The following is a 16,985-nucleotide window of genomic DNA, read 5'->3' as shown; positions in this document are numbered from 1 at the left end:
GGGGCAGCACGAGCCGCTTCACGCGGGCGGCCGGCACCGGCGGCGCCGAGCAGGCACCGGCGACCGTAGGATGGTTCCGCGGACGAATCGATTCGATCGACCCGCGATCACCCCCGCCCCCTCATCGTCGAAGGACTCCTGTCTCGTGACCGCGCCCGCCACCACCGGTTCGCTCCGGGTCGTCCTGCACCCGGGAGACTCGCTCTCCCGCGGGCAGCGACTCGTCTACGTCTTCGTCCTGGGCGCCCTCACGGCGCTCGGGCCGTTCACGATCGACCTGTACCTGCCGGCGTTCCCGGCGATCAAGGACCAGTTCAGCGTCACCGACGGCGCGGTCCAGCTGACGCTCACCGCGACGACGCTCGGCTTCGCCATCGGGCAGCTCCTGGTCGGCCCGTGGAGTGACAAGGTGGGCCGCCGACTGCCGCTGATCATCGCGACGACGGTGCACATCGCCGCGTCGATCGGTGCCGCGACCGCGCCGGACATCGAGCTGCTCGCGGTGTTCCGCGTGCTGCAGGGCATGGGCGCCGCAGCCGGTGGTGTGGTCGCGATGGCGACGGTGCGTGACCTGTTCGGCGGCAAGCCGCTGGTGCGCATGTTGTCCCGCCTGGCGATGGTGAACGGCCTCGCGCCGATCCTCGCGCCGCTCATCGGTTCGCAGATGCTGCAGTTCACCAGCTGGCGCGGCATCTTCGTCTTCCTCGCCTGTTACGGCCTGGCGGTGGTCATCGCCTCGATCCTGCTCATCGTCGAGACCCTGCCGCCGGCCCGCCGGCACGAGGCGGGGCACTCCACCATCGGCCAGCGCTACAAGGCGCTGTTCTCCGACCGGATCTTCGTCGGCGTCGCGCTCATCGGCGCCATGGTGTTCAGCGGACTGTTCTCGTACCTCAGCGCGTCACCGTTCCTGTTCCAGCAGGTCTACGGGCTCGACGCGCAGCAGTACGGGCTGCTCTTCGCCGTCAACTCCGTCGGGGTCGTCCTCGGCGTGCAGATCTCGTCGCGGCTCGCCCAGCGGGTCGGTCCGCAGTGGATCCTGGCGTGCTCGACCGCGACCCTGCTGCTGGCGTCGCTCGCGATCATCGTCCTCGACCAGCTCGGGGCCGGTCTGGTCGGCGTGCTCGTCCCGCTGTGGTTCTTCATCGCCGCGTGCGGGTTCTCGTTCCCGCTCGTGCAGGTCATCGGTCTCGCCGCCCACGGGAAAGAGGCGGGAACAGCCGCCTCGGTGCTCGGCGCCCTGAACTTCGGCGTCGCCGGGCTCATCTCGCCGGTGGTCGGTTGGCTCGGCATCACGACGGCCACCCCGATGGCGATGGTGATGGCGTCGACCGCCGCCGTCGCGATCCTGATGCTCTGGTTCGTGGTCCGCCCCCGGACGGTCCCCGCGCTCACGCACTGACGACCCGGACCGCCGCGCGCTCCGGTCCCTAGGCTGTGCCCATGAGCGACGCGACGGAGCGGGCACGGGCGGCTGCCGAGGCAGCGAGACAGGCCGCCGACGAGGCACGTCGGCTCGCCGACGAAGCGGCGCGGCGAGCCGAGGAGCTCGCCGCCGCACTGGCGGCGGAGGAGCAGGCGGTCCTCACCGCGGACGCGGAACCCGCGGTCGTCGGGTCCCCGCCACCCACCGGCCTGGAGGCGCGGCTCGCGCCCGACGCGGAGCCCGCCCCTGCGGCCGCACCGGCTCCCACCACCCCTGCCGCGGCGGTCGACGCGACCGCCCCGGATCCGGTGGCGACGGCGGCGACCGGCACCGTGCCTCCCGTCCGTGCAGAAGCCGGCCCGCTCGGACCGGACGCGGTCGCGGCCATCCGTGACGGCTACGCCGTCGACGGCGGCGCGATCGAACTCGGTGCCCTGGTCAACGGCGCAGCGGTGCCCGAGGTGCAGGTCCGGATCCCGCTCGCGATGCTGAACCGGCACGGGCTGGTGGCCGGGGCGACCGGCACCGGCAAGACCCGCACGCTGCAGGTGCTCGCCGAGCAGATCGCGGCGAACGGGGTGCCGGTGTTCGCCGCCGACGTGAAGGGCGACCTGTCGGGTCTGGCCGTCGCGGGACAGGCGAACGACAAGCTGCTCGACCGCACCGCGGGCATCGGCCAGCAGTGGCAGGGTGTCGCGAGCCAGGCCGAGCTGTTCTCACTGGGCGGGCAGGGCACCGGCGTGCCGATCCGTGCCACCGTCTCCGGGTTCGGGCCGCTGCTGCTGTCGAAGGTGCTCGGCCTGAACGACACGCAGGAGTCCTCGCTCGGGCTGGTGTTCCACTACGCCACGCAGCAGGGTCTCGCGCTGGTGGACCTCGACGACCTGCAGAGCGTGCTGACGTTCCTGGTGAGCGAGCAGGGCAAGGGGGAGCTCGCCGAGCTCGGGGGCCTGTCGAAGCAGACCGCCGGGGTGATCCTGCGGGAGCTCGTCACCTTCGCCGACCAGGGGGCCGACCAGTTCTTCGGCGAGCCCGAGATCGACACGCAGGTGTTCCTGCGGACGGCGGCGGACGGGCGCGGGATCGTCAGCCTGCTCGAGGTGCCCGGTGTGCAGGACCGGCCGGAGGTCTTCTCGACGTTCCTGATGTGGTTGCTGGCGGACCTGTTCAACGAGCTGCCGGAGGTGGGCGACCAGGACGAGCCGAAGCTGGTGTTCTTCCTGGACGAGGCGCACCTGCTGTTCACCGGGGCGTCGAAGGACTTCACCGAGCAGATCGTGCGGACCGTGCGGCTCATCCGGTCGAAGGGCGTCGGGGTCTTCTTCGTGACGCAGACCCCGAAGGACGTGCCGAACGACGTGCTGGCGCAGCTCGGGTCGCGCATCCAGCACCAGCTCCGCGCCCACACCCCGGACGACGCGAAGGCGCTCCGGGCGACGGTGTCGACCTACCCGACGAGCGACTACGACCTGGGCGAGGTGCTCACGTCGCTCGCGACCGGCGAGGCGATCGTCACGGTGATGAACGAGCGGGGCGCGCCGACCCCCGTCGCGTGGACCCGGCTGCGCGCACCCCAGGGGTCGATGGACCCGATGCCGGCCGACGAGATGGCCGCACGGGTGCAGGCCTCACCGCTCCTGTCGACCTACGGCACCCGCGTCGACCCGGACTCAGCGCGCGAGGTGCTCGCGCGCCGGATGGAGTCGGCGGCCGCTGCGGCCGACGCCGCTGCCGCAGCCGACGAGGCCGCTGCTACCGCGGCGGACGCGTCGGCGGATGCCCAGCAGGAGTACGAGCGGCAGCAGCGGGAGTTCGAGCGGGCCGAGCGAGCGTCGGAGGCGCGGCGTTCCGATCGGTCCGGCGGCTCCGATCGGTCGGGCGGGACGCGGCGATCCGGGACGCAGCGGTCCGGGACGCGGCGAACCGCGGGTGACCCGCTGTCGGACCTGCTCGGCTCCGGGCTGGGCGGGACCATCGCGAAGGAAGTGGTGCGCGGGATCTTCTCGACGCTGCGGCGTCGGCGCTGACGGGTGCCGCGTCGACGGGTGCCGTGCTGACGGGTGCCGCGTCGACGGGTGCCGTGCTGACGGGTGCCGTGCGGTGGCCGCTGGCCGGTCCGCCGGTGGGTCAGCGGGCTTTGAGGCCGGCGAACTCGACGGCGAGCAGCCCGCCGACGACCAGCACGACGAGGCCGCCGACGAGCAGGAACGCCGACCGCTGCTCGTACCAGGCGCGGCTCGTCGGGTAGCGCTTCGCGAAGGTGCGGGCGGAGACCGGCCGCGACTCTTCGACGACCTGCACGCCGAGCGCGTCGACGACCCGGTCGAGCCCGTCGTCCCCCCACACGTCGGCGCGGAGCCGGAAGAGGTGGGTGCCGGTCCGGTCGAAGGCGACGAGTTCCCGGACGGTCCGGTCCACCGACGAGCCGAAGGTCGTGGCGAGCACCAGGCTGTGCACGCGCTCGCGGGGGATCCGCCGGTGCGCCGTGAGGACCCCGCGGATCGTCAGGCCGTCGTCGTCGATCCCGATGAACGCGGTGTGCAGTCGCACGAACACGATGCCGACGGCCGCGGCCATCGCGACGACGATGCCGGCGAACACGGCCCACGTGCGGAACGGGAACGAGACCCAGACCAGGGCGACGGCGAGCGGCACGGCCGAGAAGGCGATGCTCAGCGCGGTGGAACGGACGAGGGACCGGCGCGGACGGAGGACCGTGTCGAAGACGGCGGGCCGCACGGGCACTGCGGGCACGGTGGTGTCCCCCATGGCGCGTCTCCTCGTCCCCTCGGGTGTTCCGGGCACGCTGATCAGCACGCCCTCCGAGCGACGCCCCTGCCGCTCGATGCACCGCGGTCGGCTCGTCCCGGAGCCGTTCGCTCGGCCAGCATAGGCGACCGGCGGGTACCGGGGACAGCCCGTTCCACCCCTGGTCGGCGTTTCCCGGCCAACCGAGGGGGAACAGGGCACGCGCTCGTCCGCAGGGTGGGGGACCGATCGACTGTGGAACGACGAAGGACCCGCACCGACCGGTGCGGGTCCTTCGTGGTGGTTCGGTGTTGCTCGCTGCGGAGAATGGGGGATTCGAACCCCCGAGGGCTTGCACCCAACACGCTTTCCAAGCGTGCGCCATAGGCCACTAGGCGAATTCTCCTGACACCGTCTCGCGACGGCGACACCCAATGGTACAGGTTCTGCGCGGTGCTCACGACCGCGTGTCGTCGGCACCGGTGCTCCCAGATGTCGTGACATGTCCGGCGACTACCCTGGGCCTCGTGTCGACCCGCATCTACATCACGTCAGCAGAAGGGCACACGGGCAAGAGCACCGTCGCCCTCGGTGTCCTCGAGACCCTCGCCCGGTCCGTCGGCCGCGTCGGCGTGTTCCGGCCCGTCGCCCGCTCGGTCGTCGAACCCGACTACGTGCTCGAGTTGCTGCTGCAGCACACGGCCGTTGGCATCTCGTACGACGACGCGGTCGGGGTCACCTACGACGACGTGCACGCCGACCCCGAGGCGGCGCTCGGCACCATCGTCACCCGGTTCGCCCAGGTCGAGCGGCAGTGCGACGCCGTCGTGGTGCTCGGGTCCGACTACACCGACGTGGGCAGCCCCACCGAGCTGTCCTTCAACGCGAAGGTCGCCGCGAACCTCGGCGCTCCGGTGCTCCTCGTGCTCGGTGGCCGCGACGCCGCCGAACGAGCGGCCCGCACCCCCGAGGGCATGGCGCAGGTGGCGGACGTCACGACGAGCGAGCTGCGGGCGGCACACGCGCAGCTGTTCGGCGTCGTGGTGAACCGTGCCGACCCGGACGCCCTCGCCGCCATCGTGACGAGCGTCGAGCAGGCCGTGCACGACGACCACCCGGACGTGCCGGTGTGGGCGATCCCCGAGGACCGCGTGCTCGTCGCCCCGACCGTCCGCGCCCTGCTGCAGGCCACCGGCGCCACCCTGGTCCGCGGTGACGACGCCCTGCTCGACCGCGAGGCCCTCGGTACCGTCGTCGCGGGCATGAGCATGGAGAACGTCCTGCCCCGGCTGATCGAGGGCGGCATCGTCGTCGTCCCCGGTGACCGGAGCGACGTCCTCATCGCCACGCTGCTCGCCAACCAGTCCGAGACGTTCCCGAGCCTGGCCGGCGTCATCCTGAACGGCGGGTTCGAGATCGCCCCGCAGGTGTCGCGGCTGCTCGAGGGCCTGTCGAGCTCGCTGCCGATCGCGCAGAACGACCTCGGCACGTACGACACCGCCCTCCGGATCACCCAGACCCGTGGCCGCCTGGCAGCCGACTCGCCACGGAAGGCCGACCTCGCGCTCGCCCTGTTCGAGCAGCACGTCGACGCCGAGGCCCTGCGCGACCGCCTGCAGCTCGCCCCGTCCGGGGTCGTCACCCCGCTCATGTTCGAGCACGGCCTGCTCGACCGGGCGCGCAGCTACGGCAAGCGCATCGTCCTGCCCGAGGGCGAGGACGACCGCATCCTCCGTGCCGCCTCCACCCTGCTGCAGCGTCAGGTCTGCGAGCTCACGATCCTCGGCGACCCCGCCGCGATCCGGACGCGGGCGACCGAGCTCGGCCTCGACCTCGAGGCCGCGCAGCTCGTCTCGCCGTTCGACCCCGAGCTGCGTGAGCGCTTCGCCGAGGAGTACACCCGGCTCCGCGCCCACAAGGGGATGTCGATCGAGCTCGCCCGCGACACCGTCACCGACGTCTCGTACTTCGGCACGATGATGGTGCAGCTCGGGCTCGCCGACGGCATGGTCTCCGGCGCGAAGCACACCACCGCGCACACCATCCGGCCGTCGTTCGAGATCATCAAGACCCGTCCGGACACCTCGATCGTGTCGAGCGTGTTCCTGATGGCGCTCGCCGACCGCGTGCTCGTCTACGGCGACTGCGCGGTGATCCCGGACCCGACGAGCGAGCAGCTCGCCGACATCGCGATCTCGTCCGCCGAGACCGCGACCCAGTTCGGCATCGACCCCCGCGTCGCGATGCTCAGCTACTCCACCGGCGACAGCGGCTCCGGCGCCGACGTCGACAAGGTGCGCGCCGGCACCGCGTTCGTGCGGGAACGCCGGCCCGACCTGCTCGTCGAGGGCCCGATCCAGTACGACGCCGCAGCCGACCCCACGGTCGCGTCGACGAAGATGCCGGACTCCCCGGTCGCCGGGCGGGCGACGGTGTTCATCTTCCCGGACCTCAACACCGGCAACAACACGTACAAGGCCGTGCAGCGCTCGGCCGGCGCCGTGGCGATCGGCCCGGTCCTGCAGGGCCTGCGCAAGCCGATCAACGACCTGTCGCGCGGCGCCCTGGTGGGCGACATCGTGAACACCGTCGCGATCACCGCGATCCAGGCCGGCACCGCGACCGACGCGGCCTGACCGCCCGACCCGCACCGCGCCTCCAGGCCCGACAGAAAGTGACCACCCCGTGACCGCAGCCCTCGTCGTCAACTCCGGCTCGAGTTCGTTCAAGTACCAGCTCATCGAACTCGAGGACGAGCGCACGCTCGCCTCCGGGCTCGTCGAGCGCATCGGCGAGTCCGCCGGGGCCTGGAAGCACACCAACGCGCTGACGGGGGAGTCGTCGTCCAACGACGCCGCGTCGGTGCCCGACCACGCGGCCGGGTTCCAGGCGATGATCGACGCGTTCGCGAAGGTCGGGCCGTCGTTCGACGAGCACCCGCCCGCCGTCGTCGGCCACCGCGTCGTGCACGGCGGCACCACCTTCGACCGCGCGACGGTCGTCACGGACCAGGTCGAGCAGCAGATCGAGGACCTCAACAGCCTCGCGCCGCTGCACAACCCCGCGAACCTCGAGGGGATCCGCGCCGCGAAGCAGGTCTTCTCGGACGTCCCCCACGTCGCCGTGTTCGACACCGCGTTCCACCAGACGATGCCGCCGCACGCGTACACGTACGCGATCCCCGCCGACCTGGCCGCCGAGTACGGGATCCGCCGCTACGGCATGCACGGCACCAGCCACAAGTACGTCTCCGAGCAGGCCGCGGAGTTCCTCGACCGGCCGCTCGCCGAGCTCAAGACGATCGTGCTGCACCTGGGCAACGGCGCCTCGGTCGCGGCGATCGACGGCGGCAAGTCCATCGAGACCTCGATGGGGCTCACCCCGCTCGAGGGGCTCGTGATGGGCACCCGCTCCGGTGACCTCGACCCCGCGGTGCTCATCCACCTGCACCGCGAGGCCGGGATGACCTTCGACGAGCTCGACACCATGCTCAACAAGCGGTCCGGCCTGCTCGGCCTGACCGGCAACGGTGACATGCGGGACGTGCAGGACGCCGCCACCAAGGGCGACGAGCAGGCGGAGGCGGCGCTCGCCGTGTACCGCCACCGCATCCGTCGATACGTGGGTGCCTACACGGCGCAGCTCGGCGGGCTCGATGCGGTCGTGTTCACCGCGGGGGTCGGCGAGAACAACGCGCTGCTGCGGCGGCGCGTGCTCGCGGGGCTCGAGCACCTGGGCATCGAGATCGATCCGGACCGGAACGAGCTGGCATCGCGGGACGCCCGCCGCATCTCCACCGACGGCTCACGGGTCGCGGTGCTCGTGATCCCGACGAACGAGGAGCTCGAGATCGCCCGGCAGGCGGCTGCGGTCGCGCTCTGACGCGTGGCGCCGTGCCGCCGCGCGGCGCGGCGCGTCGCGGCGTTGCGGGGGCACGGTGCGGTGTTCGTGGGCTGGTGCGGGGTTGCCTGGTGGGTGCGCGCTTGTGGCGCGGCACGGGGCGTGGAAGTCCGCACGGGGTGAGTAGGTGCGCACGGTGCGCGGCCCGGCACCTTCGGCGAGGAGCTCGCACGGGGTGGCGAAGCGCGCACGGTGCGGGCGGCACCGACGGGTCAGGTGAGCGCGTTCAGCGCCGCGGGGATCGGGGTGTCGCCGCTGGTGACCTCGAACTGCACGCCGACCGCGGCGTCGTCGAGCAGGGCGTGCAGCACGACGGTCGCGACGTCCGCGCGGGGGATCGAGCCGCGCGGGACCGTCCTGCCGACGTGCACGGTGCCTTGCGGCGGCGTGTCGAGCAGGCCGCCGGGACGCACGATCGTCCAGCGGAGGCGTCGGGCCCGCAGGTTCGCGTCCGCCTCGGCCTTCGCCCGCAGGTAGACCTGGAACACCGCGGCGTCGTCCTGCGCGGGCACGACGGCGAGCTCGGGGTCGTAGGTGTCGGCCGCCATCGCGGAGATCATCACGTACCGCTCGATGCCGGCACGCTCGGCGGCGTCGGCGAGCAGGATCGCACCGTCACGATCGACGGTGAGCTTCCGTTCGGCGCCGCTGTTCGGCCCGGCACCGGCGGCGAAGACCACGGCATCGACACCGCGCAGGCGGAGCGCGAGGTCGTCGTCGCCGAGCTGCTCCAGGTCGGCGACGATCGCACGCGCCCCCTGTTGCTCGACGTCGGCCACGTGCGCGGGGTTGCGGACGATCGCGACGGCGTCGTGGCCGGCGTCGGTGATCTGGCGGGCGAGGAGCAGGGCGATCTGGCCGTGTCCTCCGGCGATGGCGATCTTCATGTGTTCGAGTCTGCCCGTCGCGTCCGGTAGACTTCTCGGCGGCTCCTCACGTGACGCCATCCAGGCCAAATCCCCCAGGGCGGAAACGCAGCAAGGGTAACCAGGCTCTGGCGGGTGCGTGAGGAGTCTTCTTCGTTCCGGGTCGAGTCGGCTCCCCGGTGTCGCCCCCCGTTCGGGAGGTCTCGCGTCCTTTTTCGTCGATGTTTGCGGACAGCTTCCTGATCGTGTGTAAAGATCTGCCTCAGGAATCCCCAACCAGGATTCCGACACTCCACCGCCTCACCAGCGGAGGAGCCTCCGCCGCCTCACCAGCGGTGGATTCCGAGGATCAGGTGGCGGGTGCGCCCGCCAGGAAAAGAGACACGCATGCGCAGGCACGCGTCGCTGCCCGGTACCCCCGTACCCTCCGCAGCGGACGAACGGACACGACGGATCACCCGCGCCGACGGCCGAGCTCGAGGACGAGCGACGGACGGTCGGCGGCTCCTCCTGCGCGGCGGCGTCGTCGCCACGGTGACGGCGCTCATCGCCGCCACCGTGGCGATCCAACCCGCTGCGGCCGCCCAGACCGACGTCGCCGAGGCCGAGGGGCTGCTGCTCAGCGGCTCCGGCATCGTGAACGCCGACGCGGTCGCCCAGCTCGGCGGCGCGTACTCCGCGCGGGGCGCGACCTCGGGCGGCGGCACCACGAACCAGCCGCTCAACCTGACGGCGCTCAACGCGGTCGGGGTGAACCTCGGCAACGACGTCAACCTGCTGGGCCCGAACGGCATCCTGACCCTCGGCGTCGACGGCCAGTACGCCACGACCTCGGCCACGGGTGCGACCGCGTCGTCGGGGCTCCTGACGAACGACGGCGGCATCGGGGTCGGCACGGGGTCCGGCACCGGCGCCGCGACGCTCGACCTCAACCCGCTGTTCTCGCGCGTCGGCGCCGACACCACGGTGCTGTCGAACGCGCAGCTGCGGGTCGGGGCCCTGGCGTCCCGGATCCAGGCGACGCGCGGCACCACGGTCGGGACGACGACGGACTACCGGATCGCCGGCGCGGACCTGAACCTGACGAGCCCGGCGGTCGCCGGACTCAGCACCGCGCTCCGGAGCGACCTGCGCACCTTCTCGGGCACGGTGAACTCCGCGGTCGGCGCGAACGGCGCCCTCGCCGGCACCACGACCGCCCTGACCGCCGAGATCCAGCGGCTGCTCCGTGGCACGACCCTCGGCCTGGTGAACGTCAACGGCACGAACGTCACCGCGGCCGTGGACCTGAACCTCGACGACACCCTGACCCGGGTCCTGCAGGAACCCCTGACCGACGGCGCCGTGACGATCACACCGGCGACGGGCGCGATCACGGTCGACCTCGACCAGCTGACCACGCTGAACGGCCAGCCGGCGAACACGCCGGTGCTGACCGAGGCGGCCGTGAGCTCGATCAACCGGAGCATCACGACGATCCTCGGCACGCAGCTGCCGACGTCCCTGCAGACCGCGGTCGTCAACACGATCAACTCGACCGCCGTGCGGGTGAACGTCACCGCGAACGTCAACGCGGCCGGCCTCCCGCTCGCCGGACTCGCGCTGCGCGCGGACACCACGCTCGGCGCCCTCGCCGGCACATCGCCCGCCACCGCGACGGTGACCGCGACCGGTGGCCCCCTCGGGCTGAACGCGCTCGGCACCCTGCTCGCCCCGGCGGTCAACACCGTGGTCATCCCGGCGCTGCAGACCATCGTGCGTCCCCTGGTGACGGGCACGGCCCTGACGAACCTCGGCACGACGCTCACGGCGACGACCTCGGCCGTCTCCACCCTGCTGAGCCCCGTCGTGCTGCTGCTCCGCCAGGTCATCGACCTCACCGTGAACGCGCAGGACACCACCGGCTTCCGCGAGCCCCGCGGGTACGACACCGGATCGCGAAGCGTGCACGCCCTGCGGCTCTCCGTGCTCCCCGGGGCGAACGTCGCCACCGTGGACCTCGCCACCTCGACCGTGCGCGCCGCGGCGTTCGCGGCTCCGACCATCACGGCACCCACGGCCGGACAGCAGTTCACCGTGCCGTCGGCGACCTCGACCCGCAGCGTCGTCGTGAGCGGGGCCGGCGAGCCCGGCGCCGCCGTGGCCGTCAGCCTCGGCGGCACCCTGACCGGCACCGCGACCGTCGCTGCCGACGGGACCTGGACGACGACCATCGCCGACGTCCCCACCGGTGCGTACACCGCGACCGCGACCCAGACGGTCGGCGGCACGGCAGCAGGCACCGCGACGCAGGACTTCTCCGTCGTCGCCCAGCGCGCACTGACGATCACCACCCCCACGGCCGGTCAGACCTTCACCACCACGGGGGAGACCGCCCCGGTCACCCTGACGGGCACCGCGACGGCGAACGCGCGCATCAACGTCGACCTCGGCGGCGGCGTGACCGCGACGGGCACGGCGGACGACGCCGGCGCCTGGAGCGTCACCGTCCCCGAGCTCCCGGTCGGCGAGCAGACGGCGAGCGTCACGCAGACCGTCGGCGACACGACCTCGGCACCCGTGACCCGGTCCTTCCGGGTCGTGGCCGCAGCCGGCCTGACCGTCGACACCCCCACGGCGGACCAGGACTTCCCGCTCGCCGGCGACACCCGGTCCGTCCCGTTCTCCGGCAGTGCCCAGGCCGGTGCCCGCGTGGACGTCGACCTCGGTGACGGCCTGACCGCCACCACCCGCGCGAACGCCGACGGCACCTGGTCGACGAGCGTCACGGACGTCCCGGCCGGGGAGTACTCGGCCGAGGTCACCCAGACCGTCGGCGGCACCACGAGCGCCGCGGTCACCCGGGACTTCACCGTGACGGCGGCCCCCGCGCTCACCATCGACGAGCCGGCCGACGGCAGCACCATCACCGTCGCCGACGAGCGCTCGACCACCCCGGTGACGGTGTCCGGCTCGGCCGCCCCGAACGCCCGGGTCACCGTCGGCATCGGTGGTTCCTTCACCGCCGCGGTCACCGCGGACGAGGACGGCGCCTGGACGACCACGTTCGTGGGGGTCCCGGTCGGCGACCGCACCGCCACGGCGCGTCAGAGCGTCGACGGCACCACGTCCGGCCCGGTGGAGACCACCTTCACCGTCGAGGCGGGCGACCCGCTCGCGATCACCGCGCCCGAGGACGGCGACGTCATCACCGTCCTCGACGCCGACACCACCACCGACCTCGACCTGGCCGGCACGGCCGAGGCCGGCGCCGAGGTGCGGGTCTCGCTCGGCGACGGGCTGACCGCCACCACGACGGCCGACGACGACGGCACCTGGACGCTCACCGTCACCGACGTCCCGGTCGGTCGGTACACGATCTCGGCGACGCAGACCGTCGGCGGGACCACCTCGCCGGCCGTCCGCCAGGTCGTCACGGTGCAGGCGGGCGCCCCGCTCGCCGTCACCGCTCCGGCGCAGGACGCCACCGTCACGGTCGCCACCGACGACTCCGTCGTCGACGTCACCGTGCGGGGCACCGCGCAGCCCGGCGCCCGCATCGAGGTCGTCCTGGACGACGGCGACGTGGTGTCCACCACGGCGAACCCGCAGGGCGCCTGGTCGGTGGTCCTCAGCGACGTCGGCACCGGCGACCACACCGCGACGGTCACCCAGACCGTCGACGGTGCGACCTCGGCACCGGTCGACCGTGACTTCGCGGTCGAGGCCGGCGACGAGCTCGTCATCGTGGCACCGGGTGACGCCCAGCAGGTCCCCGCCGGCACCGGCGGTCAGGCCAACGTGGTCGTCCGCGGCACCGCGGAGCCCGGCGCGACCGTCGCCGTCACGATCGACGAGGGCGCCCCCGTCGAGGTCGTCGCGGACACGGCCGGCAACTGGGAGCTCCCGACCACGCAGCTCGGCATCGGTGAGCACACCGTCGAGGCCGTGCAGACCGTGAACGGCACCGACGGCCCGGTGGTCACGCGTGACTTCACCGTGGTCCCCGGCAACGCCATCGTCATCGACACCCCGGCGAGCGGCGCACGCTTCGTCGTGGTCGACGCCGACGCCACCGCGACCGTCCGGATCACCGGCACGGCCGAGCCCGGCGCCGCGGTGACCGTCTCGGTCGGCCCCGGCACCCGGTTCACCACCACGGCTGACGACGACGGACGCTGGGCGGTCGACGCCACCGGTCTCGCCCCGACCGGCGTGTACACGGCGTCCGCGAGTCAGGAGGTCGAGGACGTCGTGACGAGCGCCGTCCCGATCACCTTCGAGGTCGTCACGGCCAACGCGCTGACGATCACCGGTCCGGCCACGGACCCGATCACGGTCGCCGGACCGGACGTCGTGCGCGACGTCACGGTCACCGGCACCGGCCAGCCCGGCGCCGCGGTCACGGCGACCCTCGCCGGCTCCGAGGACCAGGAGACGACGGTCGGTGCCGACGGCACGTGGTCGGTCACGTTCCCCGACCTCGGCGTCGACGAGCACAAGGTCGAGGTCACGCAGACCCTGGCCGGCACCGTCTCCGACCCGCGCACCTCCGACCCGGTCGAGCGCACGGTCACGATCGAGGCCGCCGACGCCGTCACGATCACCGCACCGGGGACCGACGCGGTCCTGCTCGTGCCGGACGCGGACGCGACGCGCGACGTCGTCGTCACGGGTTCGGCCGAGCCGGGCGCGCCGGTGACGGTGCGACTCGGCGACGACGAGGCGACCACCACCGCGGACGCGGACGGCGACTGGACGGTCACGTTCGGTGGGGTCGGTGTCGGCACCCCGACGCTCACCGCCAGCCAGACGGTCGGCGGGACCACCGCCTCCAGTCCGGACCAGACCGTCACGGTGCGGGCCGGGACCGCGCTCGCCATCGTGACCCCGGAGGACGGCGACGTCCTGACGGTCGCCGACACGTCCGGCACCGCCGACGTCGAGGTGACCGGTCGGGCGCAGCCCGACGCCGAGGTGACGGTCCGGATCTCGACCGGCGAGACCGAGACGGTGACCGCGGACGAGGACGGCCGGTGGGAGACCACCTTCCAGGACGTCCCGGTCGGTGACCACCGCGTCACCGCGACGCAGGTCGTCGGCGGGCAGACCTCGACGCCGGTGACGGCGGCGGTGTCGGTCCGTGCCGGAGCCCCGCTCGTCGTGTCCACCCCGCGGGGTGCCACCACCGTCACGGTGGCGGACGACGACGCCACCACCGGGGTCGACTTCGCGGGCACCGGTGAGCCGGGCGCGACCGTCACGGTCGACCTCGGCGACGGCGGGACCGCCACGGCGACCGTGGACGAGGACGGCCGCTGGGCGACCACGGTCGAGGACGTGCCCACCGGTTCGTTCACGGCCTCGGTCACGCAGGCCCTGAACGGCACCACGAGTGCGGCGGTCGAACGACCGGTGTCCGTGGTCGCCGCCGCGGACCTCACCATCCGTGAGCCCGGCGACGACCCGATCACGGTGGCCGACGGCGACGCGACGACGACCGTGACGGTCGCCGGTGACGCCCAGCCCGGCGCCACGGTGACGGTCACCGTCGACGACCGCGACCCCGTCGAGGTCACCGCCGGTGACGACGGCTCGTGGAGCGTCGACGTGCCGGACCTCGGTGTCGGCGAGCACACCGTCGAGGTGACGCAGACCGTGGACGGCTCGACCTCGACCACGCCGGTCGAGACGACCTTCGAGATCGAGGCGGGCGCGCCCGTCGTCATCACCGAGCCGACGGCCGACCAGGAGTACACGGTCGCCGACGGGGACGGCACGACGACGGTCGACGTCGCCGGCACCGCCGAGCCGGGCGCGACCATCGTGGTCGACCTGGGCGACGGTCGCACCGAGTCGACCACCGCGGACGACGACGGCGCGTGGAGCGTCTCGGTCCCCGGTGTGCCGGCCGGCACGACGACCGTGAGCGTCACGCAGCGCATCGACGGCACCGAGTCCGCGCCGGTGACGGTGGACGTCCGCGTCCTCGTCGCCGACCCGATCACGATCGCCACCCCGGCGGACGGCACCACGATCCGGGTCGCCCAGCGTGACTCCGTCGCGACCCTCACCGCCGCGGGGGCTGCCGAGCCCGGTGCCGAGGTCCGTGTCACGATCGACGGCGGCGACGCCCGGACCGTGACCGCGACCGACGCCGGTACCTGGAGCGTCGACCTGCCGGACACCACCGTCGGCGAGCACACGATCCGTGCGACCCAGACGGTCGACGGCTCGACGTCCACGGCGGTGCGCAGCACCTTCACCGTCGCCCCCGGTGCGGCGCTGACGGTCACCGCCCCGGCGGACGACACCACGTTCACCGTGCCGAGCACCGAACCCACCGCGACCGTCCCGGTCGGCGGCGAGGGCCAGCCCGGCGCGTCGGTCCGCGTCGTCCTCGACGACGCCGACCCGGTCGTGGTGCGTGTCGGCACCGACGGGCGGTGGGAGACCACGCTGACCGACGTGCCGGCGGGCGAGCACACGCTCGTCGTCACCCAGGTCGTGAACGGCACGACGTCCGACCCGATCGAGCGCGACGTGACCGTCGTGGTCGCCGCCGCGGACGCGATCGTTGTGACCAGCCCGGCCGACGGCACCGACTACCGGGTGCTCGGCGGTTCGACCGACGTGCGCGTGACCGGTACCTCCGCACCGAACGCCGCCGTCTCGGTCCGCATCGACGACGGCACCGCGGTCACCACGACCGCGGACGACGACGGTACGTGGTCCGTGACGGTGCGGGACGTCGCCGAGGGATCCCACACGGTCGCCGCCAGCCAGACGGTCGACGGTGCCACCACCGACGCCCCGCAGGTCGGCTTCACCGTGACGGCCGCGACGCCGGTCGTCATCTCGAGCCCGACCGACGGCCAGGCGTTCCCGACCACGGGGTCGACGACGTCGGTCCCGGTCAGCGGCACCGCCGAGCCCGGCGCGACCGTCACGGTCGACGTCGACGGCCGGACCGCCACGACGACCGCCGGCGACGACGGTTCGTGGACGGTCACGATCGGTGGTGTCCCCCTCGGGGACCACACGGTGTCGGTGACGCAGACGGTCGGCGGTCGGACCTCCGACCCGGTGACCGCCGACGTCACGGTCGTCGCCGCGCAGGAGACGGGCATCGTCATCACGAGCCCCGACCCCGGGCAGCTGATCCAGGCGGACGGCTTCGGGGACACCGGCTCGTTCACGGTGACCGGTCAGGCCACCCCCGGCGCCGCGGTGACGGTGACCCTGTCCACCGGGCAGGTCCGCACCACCACCGCCGACGACGAGGGTGCGTGGAGCGTCGTGTTCGAGCGCGTCCCCGAGGGGGAGTGGACGATCAGCGCCACGCAGTCGGTGAACGGCACGACCTCGGCAGCGCCGCAGGTGCCGATCGTGATCGACACCCTGGAGCCGCTCGCGGTCACCTCGCCCACCCCGGGTGAGCAGCAGATGGCGGACGAGGACGGCGGGGTCGACTGGATGGTCACTGGAACCGCCGAGCCCGGCGCGACCGTCACCGTGCAGCCGATGGGGCGCGACGCGGTCGCGACGACGGTCGACGACGACGGCGAGTGGGCGACCACCGTCTGGTTGCCGGTCGGCGTGCACATGCTGCGGGTCACCCAGTCGGTCGGCGGGTTCACCTCGCAGGCGCAGATGGTCCGCGTCATGGTGATGGACGACGCCGTCGACCCGGAGGAACCGGGCACGCCCGGCACCCCGGGGACGCCCGGAACGCCCGGAACGCCCGGAACGCCGGGTGCACCCGGTCTGCCCGGGACGCCGGGGACCGGCGGCGGCTCCGGCACCGGGACCGGCACCGGCATCGGCGGTGGCTCCGGGAACGGCTCCGGCACCGGGATCGGTGGCTCCGGCAACGGCACCGGTGCCCTCGCCTGGACCGGCGCGGACGTCGTCCCGATCGCCGGCACCGCGGCGGGCCTGGTGGCCCTCGGGTTCCTGCTGCTGGGGCTCTCCCGCCTCGCCGGCAGGCTCCGTCGCCGCACCCGCGGCTGAGTCCGCACCAGCGTCACACACCGCGCCTCCCGCCCGTCGACCAGACGGACGGG

Annotated in this window: 7 protein-coding genes, 1 tRNA gene and 1 other RNA gene; 6 read left to right on the top strand and 3 right to left on the bottom strand. The window is 73.1% G+C overall.

Annotated features, from left to right (window positions below; translation table 11 throughout):
- Nucleotides 1–145 precede the first annotated feature (145 nt).
- Together BIU91_RS08280 and BIU91_RS08275 are read left to right on the top strand one after the other, a co-directional pair.
- Nucleotides 146–1,402, top strand: a complete 1,257-nt coding sequence (locus BIU91_RS08280) for a multidrug effflux MFS transporter (RefSeq protein ID WP_051596893.1) — start codon at nucleotides 146–148, stop codon at nucleotides 1,400–1,402.
- Between the two features lie 41 nt (nucleotides 1,403–1,443).
- Nucleotides 1,444–3,453, top strand: a complete 2,010-nt coding sequence (locus BIU91_RS08275) for a helicase HerA-like domain-containing protein (protein WP_071405022.1) — start codon at nucleotides 1,444–1,446, stop codon at nucleotides 3,451–3,453.
- 100 nt (nucleotides 3,454–3,553) lie between these two features.
- Here the strand turns inward: BIU91_RS08275 and BIU91_RS08270 are convergent, their stop codons facing one another.
- The gene (locus tag BIU91_RS08270; RefSeq protein WP_071405021.1) at nucleotides 3,554–4,195 is read right to left on the bottom strand and encodes a hypothetical protein; all 642 of its coding nucleotides are present in this window, start codon (nucleotides 4,193–4,195) and stop codon (nucleotides 3,554–3,556) included.
- A 300-nt stretch (nucleotides 4,196–4,495) separates the two neighbouring features.
- Nucleotides 4,496–4,580, bottom strand: a tRNA-Ser gene (locus BIU91_RS08265).
- A gap of 121 nt (nucleotides 4,581–4,701) precedes the next feature.
- Here BIU91_RS08265 and pta point away from each other — a divergent pair.
- Nucleotides 4,702–6,810 (top strand): phosphate acetyltransferase, encoded by a 2,109-nt coding sequence (gene pta, locus BIU91_RS08260; protein WP_071405020.1) that lies wholly within the window; start codon nucleotides 4,702–4,704, stop codon nucleotides 6,808–6,810.
- Nucleotides 6,811–6,859: 49 nt separating this feature from the next.
- The gene (locus BIU91_RS08255) at nucleotides 6,860–8,056 is read left to right on the top strand and encodes an acetate kinase (protein ID WP_071405019.1); all 1,197 of its coding nucleotides are present in this window, start codon (nucleotides 6,860–6,862) and stop codon (nucleotides 8,054–8,056) included.
- 230 nt (nucleotides 8,057–8,286) lie between these two features.
- Here BIU91_RS08255 and BIU91_RS08250 read toward each other — a convergent pair whose 3' ends face one another.
- Entirely contained in the window at nucleotides 8,287–8,961 is a 675-nt protein-coding gene (locus BIU91_RS08250) for an SDR family oxidoreductase (RefSeq protein WP_071405018.1), read from the bottom strand.
- Between the two features lie 37 nt (nucleotides 8,962–8,998).
- On the opposite strand from BIU91_RS08250, the gene ffs reads away from it, so the two are divergent.
- Both ffs and BIU91_RS08240 read left to right on the top strand, forming a co-directional pair.
- Nucleotides 8,999–9,095, top strand: an RNA gene (gene ffs / locus BIU91_RS08245) — signal recognition particle sRNA small type.
- A 232-nt stretch (nucleotides 9,096–9,327) separates the two neighbouring features.
- Nucleotides 9,328–16,932 carry a choice-of-anchor G family protein gene (locus BIU91_RS08240; protein ID WP_071405017.1) on the top strand — a complete coding sequence of 2,535 codons (7,605 nt, stop codon included), beginning with the start codon at nucleotides 9,328–9,330 and terminating at the stop codon, nucleotides 16,930–16,932.
- Nucleotides 16,933–16,985: the final 53 nt, after the last annotated feature.

It is taken from the genome of Curtobacterium sp. MMLR14_002, assembly GCF_001864975.1.
GTDB lineage: Bacteria > Actinomycetota > Actinomycetes > Actinomycetales > Microbacteriaceae > Curtobacterium > Curtobacterium flaccumfaciens.
This window is presented reverse-complemented; position numbering and strand designations above follow the sequence as displayed.

Coding starts and splice junctions, on each gene's coding strand:
- BIU91_RS08250 (WP_071405018.1), bottom strand. CDS start 8,961: ATGAAGATCGCCATCGCCGGAGGACACGGCCAGATCGCCCTGCTCCTC.
- BIU91_RS08275 (WP_071405022.1), top strand. CDS start 1,444: ATGAGCGACGCGACGGAGCGGGCACGGGCGGCTGCCGAGGCAGCGAGA.
- BIU91_RS08270 (WP_071405021.1), bottom strand. CDS start 4,195: ATGGGGGACACCACCGTGCCCGCAGTGCCCGTGCGGCCCGCCGTCTTC.
- BIU91_RS08240 (WP_071405017.1), top strand. CDS start 9,328: ATGCGCAGGCACGCGTCGCTGCCCGGTACCCCCGTACCCTCCGCAGCG.